Annotated in this window: 13 protein-coding genes; 10 read left to right on the top strand and 3 right to left on the bottom strand. The window is 43.7% G+C overall.

Features of this window, described 5'->3' with window-relative positions; translation table 11 throughout:
* The first annotated feature begins 31 nt into the window (after positions 1-31).
* The 7 genes from fliD to C8R11_RS00565 all read left to right on the top strand — a co-directional run bounded on the left by fliD (position 32) and on the right by C8R11_RS00565 (position 9,109).
* Complete coding sequence (gene fliD / locus C8R11_RS00595) at positions 32-2,008, top strand: flagellar filament capping protein FliD (RefSeq protein WP_107794011.1); 1,977 nt, start codon at positions 32-34, stop codon at positions 2,006-2,008.
* 58 nt (positions 2,009-2,066) lie between these two features.
* Positions 2,067-2,489: a flagellar export chaperone FliS gene (gene fliS / locus C8R11_RS00590; RefSeq protein ID WP_090697981.1), complete on the top strand. Its 423-nt coding sequence runs from the start codon at positions 2,067-2,069 to the stop codon at positions 2,487-2,489.
* Between the two features lie 41 nt (positions 2,490-2,530).
* The gene (locus C8R11_RS00585) at positions 2,531-2,866 is read left to right on the top strand and encodes a flagellar protein FliT (protein ID WP_090697979.1); all 336 of its coding nucleotides are present in this window, start codon (positions 2,531-2,533) and stop codon (positions 2,864-2,866) included.
* Between the two features lie 71 nt (positions 2,867-2,937).
* Positions 2,938-3,945: a flagellar hook-length control protein FliK gene (locus C8R11_RS00580; RefSeq protein ID WP_107794010.1), complete on the top strand. Its 1,008-nt coding sequence runs from the start codon at positions 2,938-2,940 to the stop codon at positions 3,943-3,945.
* Positions 3,938-4,219, top strand: coding sequence for an EscU/YscU/HrcU family type III secretion system export apparatus switch protein (locus C8R11_RS00575; RefSeq protein ID WP_090697974.1), 282 nt, complete (start codon positions 3,938-3,940; stop codon positions 4,217-4,219). Before C8R11_RS00580 ends, C8R11_RS00575 begins: the two co-directional genes overlap by 8 nt.
* A 50-nt stretch (positions 4,220-4,269) precedes the next feature.
* Positions 4,270-5,049, top strand: a complete 780-nt coding sequence (locus C8R11_RS00570) for a flagellar brake protein (RefSeq protein ID WP_107794009.1) — start codon at positions 4,270-4,272, stop codon at positions 5,047-5,049.
* Positions 5,050-5,152: 103 nt separating this feature from the next.
* Entirely contained in the window at positions 5,153-9,109 is a 3,957-nt protein-coding gene (locus C8R11_RS00565; RefSeq protein WP_107794008.1) for a DUF4347 domain-containing protein, read from the top strand.
* A gap of 30 nt (positions 9,110-9,139) precedes the next feature.
* Here the strand turns inward: C8R11_RS00565 and C8R11_RS00560 are convergent, their stop codons facing one another.
* The gene (locus C8R11_RS00560) at positions 9,140-9,823 is read right to left on the bottom strand and encodes an ABC transporter ATP-binding protein (RefSeq protein ID WP_090697968.1); all 684 of its coding nucleotides are present in this window, start codon (positions 9,821-9,823) and stop codon (positions 9,140-9,142) included.
* On the opposite strand from C8R11_RS00560, the gene C8R11_RS00555 reads away from it, so the two are divergent.
* Positions 9,822-10,493 (top strand): arylesterase, encoded by a 672-nt coding sequence (locus tag C8R11_RS00555; protein WP_107794007.1) that lies wholly within the window; start codon positions 9,822-9,824, stop codon positions 10,491-10,493. The genes C8R11_RS00560 and C8R11_RS00555 overlap by 2 nt on opposite strands.
* Positions 10,494-10,523: 30 nt before the next feature.
* Here C8R11_RS00555 and C8R11_RS00550 read toward each other — a convergent pair whose 3' ends face one another.
* The gene (locus tag C8R11_RS00550; protein ID WP_107794006.1) at positions 10,524-11,522 is read right to left on the bottom strand and encodes an RluA family pseudouridine synthase; all 999 of its coding nucleotides are present in this window, start codon (positions 11,520-11,522) and stop codon (positions 10,524-10,526) included.
* A gap of 449 nt (positions 11,523-11,971) precedes the next feature.
* On the opposite strand from C8R11_RS00550, the gene C8R11_RS00545 reads away from it, so the two are divergent.
* A complete protein-coding gene (locus tag C8R11_RS00545; protein ID WP_107794005.1) occupies positions 11,972-14,596 on the top strand; it encodes an Rne/Rng family ribonuclease in 2,625 nt (874 codons plus the stop codon).
* Positions 14,597-14,645: 49 nt separating this feature from the next.
* Here C8R11_RS00545 and polA read toward each other — a convergent pair whose 3' ends face one another.
* On the bottom strand, positions 14,646-17,357 hold the full coding sequence (polA, locus tag C8R11_RS00540; protein ID WP_107794004.1) for a DNA polymerase I: 2,712 nt from the start codon (positions 17,355-17,357) through the stop codon (positions 14,646-14,648).
* Between the two features lie 15 nt (positions 17,358-17,372).
* On the opposite strand from polA, the gene C8R11_RS00535 reads away from it, so the two are divergent.
* Positions 17,373-18,092, top strand: a complete 720-nt coding sequence (locus tag C8R11_RS00535) for an LOG family protein (protein WP_090697957.1) — start codon at positions 17,373-17,375, stop codon at positions 18,090-18,092.
* Positions 18,093-18,151: the final 59 nt, after the last annotated feature.

Genomic DNA, 18,151 nt, shown 5'->3' with positions numbered 1-18,151 from the left:
AAATGCAATCAATTAAAAAGGAGCAAGAATAATGCTATCAACACCGGGAATAGGCTCTGGACTTGATGTCAACGGCATTGTAAGCAAGCTAATGTCCGTAGAAAGCAGACCACTTGTAGTCCTTGATGCCAAAGAAGCAAAGCAGCAAACACAATTGACGGCATTCGGCACGCTCAAGGGAGCACTCTCCTCGTTTCAAAGCAGCCTTTCCGCACTCAAAAGTCCGGCAAATTTTTCTGCCATTACGGCTAAACTGACAGATACTTCGCTGGCAAGTGTCAGTGCAAATTCTTCTGCTGTTACCGGAAGCCATGATGTAGAAATCCAAACACTTGCACAATCACAAAAGTTAAAATCCGGCAATTTCGCATCGTCCAACACATCAATAGGCAGCGGAACACTCACTATACAGTTTGGCACCTATGACAGTGGTACATTCACACTGAATCCCGAAAAAGCAGCACAAGCCATCATAATATCCCCTGCTAATTCTTCTCTCGCAGGTATACGTGATGCGATTAATCAATCCGACGCCGGGATTTCTGCAAGTATCATAAATGATGGCTCAGGAGATCGACTGGTTATTGCTTCAAAAGATACAGGGTTAAGTAACGCACTCAAGATTACAACATCAGATGATGATGGGAATAACATTGATAACTCAGGCCTATCACAATTCGCCTACGATGCCACAATTGGTGGCACAGCTAACCTTTCCGAAACCGTGGCTGCAAATAACGCCACCATGGTTATTGATGGCATTCCAATCAGTAAAGCATCCAACAAAATCACAGATGCGATTGATGGTGTAACGTTTAATCTATTAAAAGCCGATTTAGGCACAACAACAACGCTGAACATAACACGAAATACCGCCGGTATTGAAAAATCTATTTCGTCTTTTGTCAAAGCCTACAACGATTTGAATCAAACGATCACAGATTTATCTAAATATAACGCAGAAACAAAAAAAGCTTCTATTTTAACAGGTGACTTCACAGTGAGGTCTCTGCAGAATCAACTACGTAATGCACTTTCCGATCCCCTAAAAACTGCGGGTGGCGGCTTGAGCATATTGTCTGAAGTAGGCGTCTCCTTTCAAGGTGATGGCTCACTTAAATTAGATTCAAGTAAATTAAGTGAAGTTGTTAACGATCCCAGCAAGGATATAGCTACGTTATTTGCTTCTGTAGGCAAAACCAGTGATAGCCTGGTTTCATTTGTCAGTGCGAAATCGGATACTGTAAACGGAAAATATCTACTGGATATCAATCAAATCGCCACTCAAGGAACAGCTACAGGCTCCGCCCCGTCTGCTCTCACAATTACCTCTGGCATAAACGACACACTCGATCTTACAATTAACGGCACTGCCGCCAGCATTACTTTAGGAGCAGGGAATTACAGTGCTGACTCACTTGCAGCTGAAATACAGTCAAAAATCAATGGCAAATCTGCTTTTTCATCAAAAGATATTGATGTTACAGTCACACAGTCAGCCGGGATTCTAACCATGACATCAAATCAATATGGTTCTTCATCTTCAGTAGAAATTACCGGAGGAAACGGCGAGCTGAGCTTATTTGGCACTGCTACTGAAACAATTGGTTTAGACGTAGCGGGCACTATTAATGGCATCAATGCCACAGGTTCTGGTCAAACGCTAACCGGAGCAGGCGACAGTAACGGGTTAGTACTTCAAATAAAAGGCGGCAGCACCGGTTCACGTGGAACAATTGACTTTGCACATGGCTTTGCCGCCAAACTGGACCAAGTAATTAACAAAATGCTTGATGGCAAACTGATTAACAACCGTATTGATGGTATTAATGCAAAAATTGATGACATCAATTCACAGCGCGAAACATTGTCCCGGCGTCTCGGTGATGTAGAAAAACGGATTCGCGCACAATTTTCCGCGCTTGATACGATGATTGCCAGCATGACTCAAACAAGCAATTTTTTACAGCAACAATTATCAAGATTACCTACTATTGGTAATAGTTAATTTATCCGTTTGTACAACAAAATTTCAGTTCTGAGAATATCTATCAAAGGAGTACTCGATGTATGCGACTATGAATAGTCCTATTTCCGCATATCAGCGGATTGGCGTTGAAACGGGTGTTGAGTCAGCCAATCCACACAAACTCATTCTAATGTTGTTTGAAGGTGCTCAAGAAGCACTTGCAAAAGCAAAAATGCATATTCGGCATAATGAAATTGCCAAAAAAGGAGAAATGCTTTCAAAAGCGATCATGATCATTGATCATGGTTTAAAAGCCAGTCTAGACATGAATGTTGGTGGCGATTTGGCACAGCAACTTCAGGCACTTTATGACTACATGACCAATCGCTTGTTAGTTGCAAATCTTAAAAATGACATTGAAATTATCGATGAGGTTAATGGGTTATTAAATGAATTAAATGGCGCGTGGAAAGCCATAGAAAATACTAACGGCATACATGACGGCACAAAAAAACCATAAGTTGATCTTACTTACAAAAAACTCAGAAGGTTCCTGGCAGAATGAATAGCGCACAACTTATCAATACATATGAACATATTCTGGTCATCACTCAAAAAATGCTGGCGGCTGCACAAAATAGCGAATGGGACAAATTGATAAAATTAGAACAAGAATGTAAACAGTTAACGAACATACTCATTAAAGACAAAACGGAACCTCTGTTAAGTCACGAATTGCAGCAAAGAAAATTAGTAATTATTCATCAGGTTCTTGATCATGACGCACAAATCAGAGCAATCACAGAACCATGGATGGAAAAACTACAAGTTCTTTTCAACACCAGCGAACGCAGGCGTAACCTGCAACAAGCTTACGAGGCTGGCAATGCTTACTGACTGCGAATAAATCTTTTTCTTTTTTATAGCATGCATTTGTAGCGGAAGCACCTTTTGTACTAAAAACAACCGTGATCCCTACTACGATAAAAACTGATCCGATTTCAAGCCAAACTCAAGCAAAGAGTGTTGCAGCCGTCAAACCCATTGTTCCCGTTGCACCAGTAGCAACTGGTTCTGATTCTAAACATGCCTCACATGAATTTGTACAAGGTCAGAAATACCAAGCACTTGTTGAGGCGCAGTTATCCAATGGCAACTTCAGGGTATTGATTTCAGACAAATTGCTCCAGATGCATCTGCCTGAGAATATCCGGCCCGGTGATAAACTGGAGCTTGTGCTGTTATCAAACATGCCAAAACTCAAGTTCGCCCTTGAACATCAAAGCCTCGGAGAAACAACAAAAAACAATACATCAATCAGTGCAACAGGCCGATTCCTGGATGTACTCACCCAGGAATCCGGAAAATCCGCAGCATCAAATATACTCACCAGCACCCATCCCATACTTACAGATTCTCCTTTAAATAGCCGGGAATTGTCGCTTTTATTACAAAAAGCAATTCATCAAAGTGGTTTATTCTATGAATCGCATTTAGCGAAATGGCTTAAAGGAAAAAATACAGTTGAAAAGTTACAACAGGAACCGCAGGGCAAAATAAGTACCACGACATCCACGGCCGCATCCGATTCAATGTCAGTCATACCTGTTAATACACAAAGTTTATCACTTGTACAACAACAGTTACTGGCACTAGAGACTGGCCATATTGCGTGGAATGGTGAGATATGGAAAGGACAAGATTTGCAATGGGACATTTATGAAGACACTACAAATAAAAATATTGCTGATGATAATACTGCGCTTCGATGGAAAACAACATTAACGCTAACATTGCCGCAGCTAGGGAAAATCATAGCGTCTATCACATTTAATTCACAAGGCACGCAAATTTCGATAGATATTGCAGACGACACAACCGTTAACCTATTGAAAACAGAAATAATTCATTTTAAGGTTAATATGCAGGCAGCCGGCATCACTGTTCAATCACTTGACATTCATCACAATGACTGAAAATAAGGCTAATCAGAAAGCTGTTGCACTGGCATATCGTGAAGGCCAGGCTGCACCTAAGATAATCGCTAAAGGACGTGGTTTAATCGCTCAGGAGATCATTAAACGCGCGAAAGAATCAGGTGTTTATGTGCACGAATCCCAAGAATTGGTGGCATTACTCATGCAAGTAGATCTGGACGACAGAATCCCCCCTCAACTATATGTGGCAGTCGCTGAATTATTAGCTTGGTTATATCGCCTAGAGCAAAATCAAAAAAAGATTACGCTGTAAACGGATTTTATTAGCAAATACATAGCCACTCTCTATTGGAGTACCAAATTATGGTTGAATCAATCCACAATGCCGATTCCTCGGACGCCAAGCACGACAGCAAATCATTACCACATAAAGATGAAGTTTATCGTATTTATTCAAAAATCGACATACTGTACATTCTGCGAGATATGATGCAGAAGAATACCTTGATTACGCTTTATTTTGATCGAAGCAACCAGTTTATCTTAACTTCCATTCTTGCCTTGGACGAAAATAAAAATGAAATGTTAATTGATGTTGGTGCTGAGCCAAAATTCAATGAAGCGGCTTTAGCTTCGAAACATTTAACTTTCATCACTTCACAAAATAGAATCAAAATTGAATTTACATGCGATCAAATCAAGACTAAACAATTTGAAGGTCGAAGTGCCTTTGCGGTCGAACTACCAGCATCCTTGATTCGCATGCAAAGAAGGAATTACTTCCGTATATCCACACCTACAACTAAACCATTAAAGTGCATTATTCCCTTACAAACCAGAGATACACCAACAAAGGCAGAAATCACGTTACTTGATATCAGCTGTGGTGGAATAGGCGTCATAGATCACCACCCGGTGATCCATTTTGATCCTGGAGTTTCTTATCACAATTGTCAAATCGACTTACCTGGCACAGGACGAATTACCACCACTATCCAGGTAAAAAACACATATGAGATTACGCTCAAGGGCGGCCAAACATGTAAGCGCGCAGGCTGTCAATTTATAGATCTCCCAAAATCAATGGAAATCATGATACAGCGCTACATAACAAAACAGGAGCAAACCAGGATCAACTCCTAGTTGCCGATTATTTATTTCCAGAATAAATTATGAGAAACTCACATCGAGTAGCTAAAAAATCCAATCTTCTGCAATCGACTGCAATGAATTTTTCGGAGTCACAATGATTTTCTCAGATCTTAATTTGACCGACAAACGAATCAGTGACAATGATCATGCTTGCCATAACCATTTACAATCAAATGAAATTGTAATTATTGATCAAGGCATCAAGGACTATCCAATACTCAGAGACAATCTGAGAAGCGATTTGATTGTCCATATACTGAATAGCAAACATGATGGCGTAGTACAACTCACCAATATCTTACGTCAATATACCAACCTAAATGCGATCCATATTTTTGCACATGGCCGAGAGGGTTATTTGTCATTAGGTGACAGTATTCTCTCAAATGAAACAATCGCACAATATCAAAACGCTCTTTTTTCCTGGCAAGCAGCGTTTTCTGGCAGTGCCGACATTTTGGTTTATGGATGTGAAGTTGCCAAAGGTGCAGCGGGTGAAATGTTTATTCAGCAATTAGCTGCGCACACCCATGTCAATATTGCCGCTTCACGTAATTTAACCGGAAATAGAAAATTAAACGGAGATTGGGAACTCGGTTATCGTGTGGGCTCAATCAGCACGCAATTACCTTTTAATTCAGACATAACTGATAGTTATCCATCCGTTTTGACACTGGAGGGTTTTACCGGGTTTGTGCATAATACCCACCGCGCCCCTTCGTTTGCCTTCAATGGGTTCACCTACGCAATTAATGATCCAAGTCCGGCATCAAGCGACCTGCGTGAAATGGTGTTTGGAGGAGACCCTTATCTGGAGCTGGGTGGCGGTCTCGGCACCACTATATTCAGCATTACCAGAACAGACGGATCAGAATTTAGCCTGTCTTCACTGACCATCCGGGATCAGTTTTTTTTAGGAGACACCTATTCCGTAAGCGGCTGGCGTGACGGCGTAAAAGTTACTGCTAACCGCAACCATACATTAACTGGAAGCGATGCGAATACGAATTCTTTTTCAGGCGCATCGGATATCGGCTTTCAAAATATCGATAGAATTGAATTTTCTGGAAACGATATCGGTTTTAGTCTGGAAGACTGGACATTTGGTGCTGCTGTTGGTAGCCCCACTATTACTTCAGCTACATATAATGCTGCAACGAATTCACTGGTAGTAACTGGCGCTAACATGACGGCCACAGCAGGTGCTGTCAACGATATAAATGTATCAAAATTGACTTTGACTGGACAAGGCAATACATCATACACGCTGACATCATCAAATGTTGAGATCGATTCCGCTACTCAGTTTACTGTCGGGCTCAATACGACCGATCAGATAAATGTGGAAGGGCTATTAAACAAAAACGGCACATCCGCTGTCGACGCCACCACGTTTAATATCGCAGTAGCCGATGACTGGAACCCTTCTCAGACAGGCAATGCAGATCTGACAGGTAATGCGGTCACCGTCAGTAATGTACAGACGCCTACCATTACATCCGCAACTTATAACGCTAATACAGGCAGTCTGGCAATTACCGGGACAAATCTAGTCAAAGCCAGTGGCGCCGCCAACGATATTACCGCCAGTAAATTCACGTTGACCGGTGAAGGCGGCGCAACTTACACGCTGACTGATTCCGCCAACGTCGAGATTACCTCAGCTACTGCATTTACCCTGACGCTGAGCGCAACCGACCGTGCAGCCGTCAATCAGATACTGAATAAAAACGGGACAACTTCCAGTGATATAAGCACCTATAATCTGGCTGCCGCCGAGGACTGGGCAGCGGGTGCCGATGCCGCAGTCGTGGTTGCCGACCTGACTGGCAATGCCATTACGGTCAGCAATGTCGCTGTACCTGCGATTACTTCGGCAACCTACGATGCCAGCACCGGCGCTCTGGCCGTTACAGGAACGGGTTTCCTGGCCAGTAACGGCGCTGCCAACGATATCATCGCCAACAAATTTACTTTGACCGGTGAAGGCGGCGCAACTTACACGCTGACTGATTCCGCCAACGTCGAGATTACCTCAGCTACTGCATTTACCCTGACGCTGAGCGCAACCGACCGTGCAGCCGTCAATCAGATACTGAATAAAAACGGGACAACTTCTACTGACGCTACTACTTACAACCTGGCAGCGGCTGAAGACTGGGCAGCCGGTGCTGATGTCGCTGTCAATGTGGTCGATATGACCGGCAATGGTATTACTGCGACAATTCCAGCACCCTCTTCCGGTGGCGGCGGCACACCTTCGACGCCACCACCTACAAAACCTGCGATTACTGTAACAACAAAAGTTATTGATGGCGTCACAGCAAGCATTCAGTCTGAAGCAGATAATTCTGTCACAATCAATGTTCCAGTTGTCGAGAGCACCCGTACCGAAGATCATAAAACCTTATCGGATATGCATGCGGACATTTCTGTTTTGATCAATGCCAGGGAAAAACCTATCCTCACTGTCAGCCTTCCTACAGGCGTGGGTCTTGTCATTAATGGCCAATCTAAACCAATGCACACACAGGATGCCCTCGTAGATTTAATTCAACGCATTGAACAAAAAACGGCTACCGACAGCGATGAACAATTGAAAATGACGATGCATGGCAAGAATTTCATTTCTTCATTGTCAGAAAACGACGTCATTTCAATACAGACCATTACCCCAACTGTCGACACTGACCAAATTCCCGGTTTACCCATTATTATCACCGGTTCAAATATATCGGGTGATGGCAAACAGGCTTTGATTATCGATGCCACCAATCTTCCTACCGGAACTGTTGTCCAGTTGGATAATGTCGCATTTGCAGCCATTATCGGCGCAGTCCGTGTTGTCGGCGGCGCCGGTGAAAATTTTGTTATGGGCAATGATGCTAACCAGTTTATTGTTCTCGGCGCTGACGATGACATTTTATTTGGCGGTGGCGGTGATGACACCATTGGCAGTTTGGGCGGAAATGATAAAGTCTCTGGTGATGCCGGTAACGACAAAATTTTTGGCGGAGCGGGTCATGACATCCTGACAGGTGGTACTGGAGACGATGTACTCAATGGTGGAATAGGTTTTGACACCGCCGTACAGATGGGTCAACTGAGTGATTATCAAATCAAGGTCAGTACAGATCATATTACACTCACAAAGAACAATGGTGAAAAGGACACGCTGACCGATATTGAGCTGGTTCAGTTCGAGCAGGGCGGCAGTCTTGCAATCGCACATTCTGTCGCTGAAGCGGCGGCGCATCATCTGGTCAAAACCTGGCTCGGTCGGGATTTGACTTCTGCTGAAGGCAACGCCGTACAAGGTTGGGTCGGGGCAGATACCGACAATATTGTGAATGCATTCCTGCATCTTCCAGAGGCCGTCGACTTACGAGAAAAAACAGCAGAGGAATTGCTTGCCGGTCTGGATGAAAACCCTAACATCATACAGGTGGACATTGTACGCAATCTCATTGGCGGCAATGGTAATGATCGTGGCTATCTACCTTTAGGATTGGCCTTCAATGTTGATGGCGGCGGCGGGTATGACGTGCTGCAGATAACTGGGAATCGCACCAACGTCCATCTTGAACAAGTCAGCGATGCGCTGGAAATTACAAGATTGCAGGATGGCGCCATGCTCAGTCTCAGAAATATTGAAATGATCTCTTTTGATAGCGGAGAAAACGTCTTGCTGGCACATAATCAAACAGAGAGCATACTCGGTCGTTTATTTCAAACTTTCTTCAACCGTGATGCCACAGTCGATGAATGGCAACTGGGACGCGAAGCCATCGCAAGCAAAATGAATCCAAACGTTATTCTGGATTGGTTCCAGAGCAACGCAAATTTACGCGATCTGAATGACGCAGATTATATCCAAATACTTTACAATCAAACACTGGGAAGACAGGCAACCGAATCCGAGTTCGCTCGTTACCAAACCCAACTCGGAAGCGGCGACATCTCACGCGAATGGCTTGCAGTTGATATTGCCAATAGTGGTGAAGCCATCTCCACAATCGGCAGCGTCCTCTTATTGGAAGGCGGCATATAGCTTATAATCAAGGCTGAAATAATCAGGACCCTACGCCAGCATGCCATCGACCAACCGAATTTGACGCGAACAGCGTTGCGACAATGTTTCATCATGCGTGACCAACACAAGCGTAGTTCCATGTTCACGATTAAGCTCAAACATTAATTCGATAATTTGTTCACCAGTAGCTGAGTCGAGGTTCCCGGTAGGCTCATCAGCAAGCAATAGTTTTGGGTCGGTAGCAAAAGCACGCGCAATAGCAACACGTTGTTGTTCACCGCCCGAGAGCTGTTTAGGATAATGATTCAAACGTAAAGCCAAACCAACTCGCTCCAGCAACTTCTGGGCTGTAGGCTCGGCTGAGCTTACACCGGCAAGTTCGAGCGGCAACATCACATTTTCTATCGCCGTCAGAGCGGGGAGCAGTTGAAATGATTGAAACACAAAACCCAGTATTTTCCCACGCAAAGCCGCCCTGCTATCCTCATCCAGCGTAAAAATATCGGCTCCATCAAGATGAACTTTACCTGAAGTGGGTATATCCAATCCAGCAAGCAGACCTAACAAGGTCGATTTGCCTGAACCGGATGCGCCGATGATTGCAACGGCTTCACCAGCATTCACATCGAGACTGATGTCTTTTAGAATAGTCAGTTTTTTATCACCGGTGCTTACCTGTTTAGTAAGCGCATTTGTCCACAAAATAGGTTTATTAGCAAGATTACTTACCATGAAAAATTTCCTAGCAATTTTAATATTATTTTTATTTGTCTTAAACGATGCAACTGCAGCGACCAATCAACAAATGCCGGCCAAAATAACAACTATAATGATATTTGGAGACAGCCTGTCAGCAAACTATGGCATCCCAACTGAAGCCGGGTGGGTCCATTTGCTGAAACAACGGTTGCAATCTTTGTCTCCCGTTTTTCAGGTTATAAATACCAGCATAAGTGGCGAAACAACACTTGGCGGACGAAATCGTATCGAACAGGCACTTAAAACACACCGACCTGATATCGTCATCCTTGGATTGGGTGCCAATGATGGTCTGCGAGGTTCCGCAATCAAAACAATTTACGAAAATCTGGAAGCGATTATCAAAATCTGTCAACAAAACAACACATCCGTACTGCTTATCGGGATGCAGCTACCGCCCAATTATGGCATGACCTATACACAGAAGTTCAAGAATATTTATTCACAACTCGCAGAAAACTATCAAATCGATCTAATTCCATTTTTATTGGCTGGATTTGGAGAAAAACATGAATTTTTTCAAGCCGACGGAATTCATCCAACAGTATCAGCTCAGGAAAAAATCGTTGAAAATGTCTGGAATGTTTTGCATACAATGATTTACGAAGATAATGCAACAATCAGGGCCGGTAATGAGCAATGAAATGTCGACATTATCTGATAATTCACGCCGTCATTTGCGTTCATTTAGATTTTCATTCAATTCCAGATGATTGATAAAAGTTTTCAAATCGGTGGGCAGCGGCGCAATCAGTTTCAGTCGTTGCCCACTCAATGGATGTTTAATCTGCATGTTACTCGCATGTAAAAACATCCGCGCTAAGCCTGGATTCAAGCATGATTCGCTTCGATTTTTCGCTAACTGCTTGTTAATTGAAAAATCACCGTATTTATCATCACCAACGATAGGAAAACCCAAATGTGCCAGATGTACGCGGATTTGATGCGTACGTCCTGTTTTAAGTTCGGCATCCAGCAAACTGTAATCCTGCCACGCCTTGATAAGATTAAACAGGGTATGCGAATCCATTTCTTTCTGCCCATGATGTTTATGCGGCCCCGGTTTACTATCTGCGACCGCTACACGTCGCTCACCTGCAACAGTTACATACTTGATCAATGGCAGCTTTACATTCTGTTTTGTATTAGACCATTGGCCTTTTACCATAACCTGATAATGCTTTTCAGTCTGACCAGAACGAATTTGCCGGTGCAGTTCAACCAGTGCGTTACGTTTTTTTGCAAGCAATAATACGCCTGAAGTCTCCCGGTCCAAGCGATGAACCAGTTCGAGAAATTTGAGTTCCGGTCTCTGAGCCCGTAACTGTTCAATAACCCCAAAACTGATACCACTTCCTCCATGTACAGCCAGTCCAGACGGCTTGTCAACGACAAGCAAGGCTTCATCTTCAAAAATTACATGAAATGAAAAATGCTTGGACTGTGGAATTTTCTGATGACGGATATCTTGTTTTTCAGTTTTATTGATAGGCGGAATGCGTAAAATCTCTCCTAACTGCAAACGATAATGAAAACTCACGCGCTTTCCATTTACACGCACCTGACCACTGCGCAGTAATTGGTAAATATGGCTTTTCGGTATATTTCTAAAGCGTTTAAAAAAATAATTATCAATACGCTGACCATCGCCATCTTCGCCGATACTTTCCATAACAACCGATGCACGCAACAGATTTCTTTTGCCTATAGTCCGAGTTTTACCTATAATTCTCAATATGTGGTTGGTATATTCTTTTTTCGCTAGCAAAATATTTAGACCCAGACAAAACTTCTTGTCCTATTCTCCCCTAAAGCTGCTGGTATTATAGTATAAATACCGATCGATAACTTTAACGCTATAAGAACAATACTTGATTTTACCAAAATTTGTGATTTTAATTAAAATTGTTTTTTTAAAAAAATACCGAGACAAGCATAATATTTAAATTTTAACAAACCAAGTATTCTAAAAAAATAAAATTAGATTTTTTTAACATAAGAAAATTGTCAAATAAAATTATAAACTACCAATCCGGCTAAAATCTCGTCATCAATTATGTTTTTGAATAATTTATCAATTGGCTTGTGTAGATACACGTAAAGCATATGTAAGGCATATAAATGAGACGAATGTTATTTAATGCAACACAACCTGAAGAGTTGCGTGTTGCAATTGTCAATGGTCAGAAACTGGTTGACCTAGATATAGAATCTATCAGCAAAGAACAACGTAAAAGCAATATATACAAAGCAGTCATCACGCGGCTTGAACCTAGTCTTGAAGCAGCATTTGTCGATTATGGCTGCGAACGCCATGGATTTCTGCCATTTAAGGAAATTTCCCCTTATTGTTTCGGCGAACAATCTGATATGTCGCCAAGCCGCATACAGGATTTCTTGCAAGAAGGACTGGAACTGATTGTTCAGGTAGATAAAGATGAGCGTGGCACCAAAGGTGCGGCGTTAACCACCTACATTTCCCTTGCAGGCCGCTATCTGGTGTTGATACCTAACAACCCCAACAGTGGCGGTGTATCACGGCGTATCACTGGCGATGAACGTAATGAAATGCGCGAAGTACTCGCAAAACTTGAAATCCCTGACGGAATGAGCGTGATTGCACGGACAGCAGGGATTGGTCGCAGCGAGGAAGAGTTACAATGGGATTTGAACTATCTCACTCAACTCTGGCGAGCCATCGAGGAGGCTGCCCACCATCAAAGCGGCGTTTTTTTAATCTATCAGGAAAGCAGTTTGGTTATTCGCGCCATCCGTGATTATTTCAATTATGAAATCGGTGAAATCCTGATTGACAGCCGAGAAATTTATGAACAGGCATGCCAATTCATGACGCATGTCATGCCGGTTAATGTTGATCGCTTAAAATACTACCATGATGATGTTCCATTATTTTCACGCTTTCAGATTGAACATCAAATTGAAACTGCCTATTCGCGACAAGTCACACTACCCTCAGGTGGGTCTATCGTAATTGATCATACTGAGGCACTGGTGTCAGTTGATGTCAATTCTGCACGCGCTATTCGTGGCGCCGATATTGAGCATACGGCACTGAATACAAATCTGGAAGCCGCTGATGAAATTGCACGGCAACTACGTTTACGCGATCTTGGTGGGCTGATTGTCATTGACTTTATTGATATGGATGCTTCACGTAATCAGCGTGAAGTTGAAGCCCGCCTCCATGAAGCACTGCGTCAGGATCGTGCGCGCGTACAGGTCGGAAGGATTTCCCGCTTTGGTCTACTGGAATTATCCCGTCAACGGTTGCGCCCGTCACTGGGTGAAAGCAACTACATGCCCTGCACACGCTGCCATGGCACTGGACACATTCGTGGAACCGACTCGTCAGCATTACATGTGCTGCGAATCATCCAGGAAGAAGTGATGAAAGAACATACCAGCGCATTGCATGTGCAATTACCAATTGATGTTGCCACATATTTACTGAACGAAAAACGCGCTGAAATTTATGAAATTGAAGAACGGCTCAAAGTTGATATTATCCTGATCCCTAATATTCATCTTGAAACACCGAAATACAAGATTACACGCCTGCGCCACGATGAAGTCAAGCAGATTGAGGCACAGGCCAGCTATAAAATGGTTGAAAAAGTCACCGATGATCTTATTCCGGAATTGACAGAAAAGAAACTAAAATCAGAACGCCCCAAAGCAGCGGTCCAAGGTATTACACCTGCGCAACCCGCACCAAACCGTGAAGAAAAACCCAGAGAGTCCTCGCTTCTAGATAAGTTTTTCGGTTGGTTCAAACCCGCCCATACCGAAGAAACAGGCAAAGATGCTGAACAAGCTGCAACCTCTCAAGAAAAGACCATATCACCGCAGCAAGAAAGAACCGAAAAAACAAAAAGAAGCGGTCGGGGGCGCGGGCGCTCACGCAACCGTAACGGTCGAAAAGATCAAACGCACACAAAACAATCCAGCGACAGTTCAGCTAATCCGAATCCAGAGGAAAACAACAACTTATTGACTGAATCCACAGTTGAAAGCAAACTTTCTGTTGCAGCATCAAATAGCGGGCAAGCCAAAACACAAGACCAGCAGCAAGAATTGAGTCAGGATCAGATTCAGCCGCAATTGCTTACTGCAGATACACCTTCAGTCACAACAGATAATGAGTATGAGAATTCCACTGTAACCAAGTCTGAAGAAAAGAGACGTCCACGCAGACGCCGTAATCCTAGACAACGCGACGGCTCAAAACATACCAAAGAAGCCGCAACATCAGAAACAGATACTACTGAGCCATTACCTGCAGATAAAAAATCTGAGAACTATTTATCCCAGAAACCGGATCAAATGGCTGCAGCAGAAATTCAAGTGGGACAAATAGCAGCCAACAATGCCGTTGCAGAACAATTAGAGTCAAAAACTGCCCAACAGCTCAGTCCAGCTGAAGCCACGATTCATACAGATGAATCTTCTGTAAAAGAAGATAAAAGAGAAACGCAGCATCAGGATGAAGATGCGTTGGCAGCACCTGCAGCTCCCGTCATTTCTGCACAAACGACCCAACCAAGTCAGTCACAGGCGAAAAACCTGAATCTCGAAGAAACCGGTTTAGTCATGATTGAAACGCCTCCGGAAAAAATAGAATTGACGAATGCTGAACCCTCTCAGCCAAAACGACAAAGACGCAAAGTTAAAAGCACGACTGTGGTTGAACCTGAAGAACTAATGCAGGCTGAAACACGCAAATAACAGCTACTAACGCTTCTGCTACAAACAGAACAGGCATACTACAGAAAAGTTAATGTGCCTGTTCCCAGTTTTTACCCACACCCACCTCAACTAATAGTGGCACATCCAGGTTAATAACATCACCCATATATTCTGGAAGTTTTGACCTGACCGTTTCAACTTCACTATCAGGCACCTCCAGGACAAGCTCGTCATGCACCTGCATAATTAATTTACTTTGCAAGTTTGCACCATCTAGCCATTGATGCACTGCAATCATCGCAAGCTTGATAATATCAGCAGCTGTCCCTTGCATAGGTGCATTAATGGCTGCACGCTCAGTTCCCTGTCGACGGCCAGCATTGGCATTTGCAATATCCGGCAACCACAATCTACGCCCAAGCACCGTTTCAACATAGCCGGATGCCTTGGCACTTTCCCGGCTACGATGCATATAATCTGCCACGCCCGGATAACGCGTGAAATACCGATCCATATAGGCACGTGCCGCACTGCGCTCAATACCAAGTTGTGTTGCCAGACCGAATTCCGACATGCCATAAATCAAACCAAAGTTAATCACCTTGGCATATCGGCGTTTTTCCTGATCAATCTCACTTTGTGGCAAAGCAAATATTTCAGATGCGGTAGCACTATGGATATCTTCCCCAGCGGCAAAAGCTTTAAGCAGACCTTCATCTTGGGAAATATGCGCCATAATTCGTAGTTCGATTTGCGAATAGTCGGCCGACACTATTTTATGGCCCTGTGGCGCAATAAATGCCTCACGAATACGGCGGCCTTCAGCAGTACGCACAGGTATATTTTGCAAATTGGGATCGGAACTGGCCAGACGACCTGTAACAGCGACGGCCTGCGCATAATTGGTATGGATTCGTCCGCTATCCGCGTTAATCATCTGCGGTAATTTATCTGTGTAAGTCGACTTCAATTTGGCAAGCACACGATAATCCAGCAGAATCTTCGGTAAAGGATAGTCCAGCGCCAACTTCTGAAGCACCTCTTCATTAGTGGATGGTACGCCTTTTGGCGTTTTCTTGATCACAGGTAATTTAAGCTGATTGAATAATATTTCCTGTATCTGTTTAGGTGAATTGAGATTAAAAGATTGCCCGGTGATTGAAAATGCCTGTTGTTCCAGATCATTCAATTTTTCGTTCAGCTCCCGGCTTTGTTGTTGCAATAACGCCTGATCCAGCAATACCCCATGGCGTTCCATTTCAAAAAGAACCGCCATAGCCGGTATTTCTATATTACGGTAAATATGGTCTTGCCGAGAGTCGGCCTGAATTTTTGGATAAAGAAACTGATGCAGCCGAAGCGTCACGTCCGCGTCTTCGGCAGCGTAAACTGTAGCCGATTCAATCGGCACTTGATCGAACGTGATGCGATTCGCGCCCTTCCCGGTTACTTCATCATAACTGATGGTTTTGATATCCAAATGTCGTTGCGCAAGACTATCCATATTATGCGGTTTATGCGATTCAAGCACATAAGATTGCAATAACGTGTCATGCACAATACCGTTTAAACAAATTCCATGATTGGCAAAAACATGTTTATCGTACTTCAGATTCTGCCCTAATTTAAATTTATCTGGGTTCTCCAGCCAGGATTTAAGTTTCTCCAGCACAATATCCAACTGCAATTGTTGTGGCGCATCGATATAATCATGTTTAAGCGGAAGATAAGCGGCATGCAAACTTTCTATGCAGAACGAAATGCCCACGAGCTGTGCTTGCATCGGATTTAAACTGGTTGTTTCAGTATCAATAGAAACCAGAGATGCTTTATTCAGTCTGTCTATCCATTCTGTCAGTTGCGCCTCAGTCAAAATAGTCTGATAGTCAACCGCAAAAGAGTTTTGCATATCTTGGACACCGTCCCCGCGTGTTTCAGCTGAGGCCGCATCGTTTTGCTGTCGTAATTCCTGCAATGCGGTTTTCATGCTTAACTCTTCATATAGCGCTGCCAGCCGTTGGGTATCCTGGGGCTTAGGTGCAAGATCAGCGATCGTTAACGGCAATTCGACATCACACTTGATTGCAACCAATTTTCGCGCGGTCTCAAACCACCCTGTCGCCTTGCGTAAATTTTCACCCGCAACACCCTTAATTTCGTCAGCGTGCGCAACAAGATTATCCAGCGAACCATACTGTGAAAGCCATTTGACGGCGGTCTTAGGGCCCACTTTATCTACACCCGGAATATTGTCAGCACTGTCGCCAACCAACATCAGATAATCCAGCATACGCTCAGGTTTGACACCAAATTTGGCATAAACCTTTTCCTCATCAAGCACCTCATTGCTCATGGTATTGACCAGTGTGACATGAGCGTCGACCAGCTGCGTCATATCCTTATCCCCCGTAGAGATAACACAGCGCTTATTCTCAACAACAGCCTGCCTGGCAAGCGTACCGATTACATCATCCGCTTCCACTTCATCAACAATCAAAATAGGCCACCCCATGGCTTCAATGCACGCATGCAGGGGCTCAATCTGCACGGCCAAATCAGCCGGCATAGGCGGGCGATGCGCCTTGTATTCGGAATAAATTTCATCACGGAAAGTTTTACCTTTTGCATCAAACACACACGCGCTATAATCGGCATGAAAATCCTTGTGCAAACGGCGCAGCATGTTGAGCACGCCATGAATCGCACCTGTCGGTTTATTTTGATGACTGCGCAAATCCGGCAAAGCATGGTAAGCACGATAAAGATAGGATGAACCGTCAACCAGCAGTAATGTTTTCATTTAAAAAGAGTTCCTATGAGCCTGCAAAATAAACCTGCCATGACACTGTCGCTTGAAAAACTATGGTCCGCTAAAGAATCATGGCGCTTATTCGGAATTATGGCAGAATTTGTCGAAGGAACGGAACGTCTTGATACGATTCAGCCTGCTGTCAGCATTTTTGGCAGCGCACGCACCGATTCCAATCATCCTCACTATAAATTGACCGAACAGATCGCCCGGCAGCTTTCAGACGCAGGATTTTCGGTAATTTCAGGCGGCGGACCCGGTATTATGGAGGCAGCCAACAAAGGTGCTTTTTATGGAAAATCTCCCAGCGTCGGCCTGAATATTCAACTGCCGCACGAACAACATCGTAATGCGTATCAGGATATCAGCCAGTCATTCCGTCACTTCTTTGCACGCAAGTACATGTTTGTTAAATTTGCTACTGCCTATGTCGTTATGCCAGGCGGATTTGGCACCTTGGATGAAATAATGGAAGCGCTGACACTGATACAGACCGGAAAAACACGTAAAATGCCCATTATTCTCGTGAACTCGGAATTCTGGAAAGGCCTGATTGATTGGTTTCAAAGCACCCTGATTACGGAAGGATTTATTTCACCTGAAGACATGCATCTCGTCGAAATTATTGATGAACCGTGTGAAGTCGTCAATGCTATATTTAAATACTATGAAACGCGTGGCTTTGAGCCCAATGCCAAAGAAAGAGAAATTCAACTGAATCTGTAACCAAGATTCACTAAATTAGGTAAAATACATTATACGAAAGCTCAAATCTCCTACGGGAA

It is taken from the genome of Nitrosomonas aestuarii (assembly GCF_003046585.1).
Classification (GTDB): Bacteria; Pseudomonadota; Gammaproteobacteria; order Burkholderiales; family Nitrosomonadaceae; genus Nitrosomonas; species Nitrosomonas aestuarii.
This window is presented reverse-complemented; position numbering and strand designations above follow the sequence as displayed.

What these genes read in the sequence shown, in the direction of transcription:
- fliD (WP_107794011.1), top strand. Translation starts at nt 32, where the DNA reads ATGCTATCAACACCGGGAATAGGCTCTGGACTTGATGTCAACGGCATT.
- fliS (WP_090697981.1), top strand. Translation starts at nt 2,067, where the DNA reads ATGTATGCGACTATGAATAGTCCTATTTCCGCATATCAGCGGATTGGC.
- C8R11_RS00585 (WP_090697979.1), top strand. Translation starts at nt 2,531, where the DNA reads ATGAATAGCGCACAACTTATCAATACATATGAACATATTCTGGTCATC.
- C8R11_RS00575 (WP_090697974.1), top strand. Translation starts at nt 3,938, where the DNA reads ATGACTGAAAATAAGGCTAATCAGAAAGCTGTTGCACTGGCATATCGT.
- C8R11_RS00570 (WP_107794009.1), top strand. Translation starts at nt 4,270, where the DNA reads ATGGTTGAATCAATCCACAATGCCGATTCCTCGGACGCCAAGCACGAC.
- C8R11_RS00565 (WP_107794008.1), top strand. Translation starts at nt 5,153, where the DNA reads ATGATTTTCTCAGATCTTAATTTGACCGACAAACGAATCAGTGACAAT.
- C8R11_RS00555 (WP_107794007.1), top strand. Translation starts at nt 9,822, where the DNA reads ATGAAAAATTTCCTAGCAATTTTAATATTATTTTTATTTGTCTTAAAC.
- C8R11_RS00560 (WP_090697968.1), bottom strand. Translation starts at nt 9,823, where the DNA reads ATGGTAAGTAATCTTGCTAATAAACCTATTTTGTGGACAAATGCGCTT.
- C8R11_RS00550 (WP_107794006.1), bottom strand. Translation starts at nt 11,522, where the DNA reads ATGGAAAGTATCGGCGAAGATGGCGATGGTCAGCGTATTGATAATTAT.
- C8R11_RS00545 (WP_107794005.1), top strand. Translation starts at nt 11,972, where the DNA reads ATGAGACGAATGTTATTTAATGCAACACAACCTGAAGAGTTGCGTGTT.
- polA (WP_107794004.1), bottom strand. Translation starts at nt 17,357, where the DNA reads ATGAAAACATTACTGCTGGTTGACGGTTCATCCTATCTTTATCGTGCT.
- C8R11_RS00535 (WP_090697957.1), top strand. Translation starts at nt 17,373, where the DNA reads ATGAGCCTGCAAAATAAACCTGCCATGACACTGTCGCTTGAAAAACTA.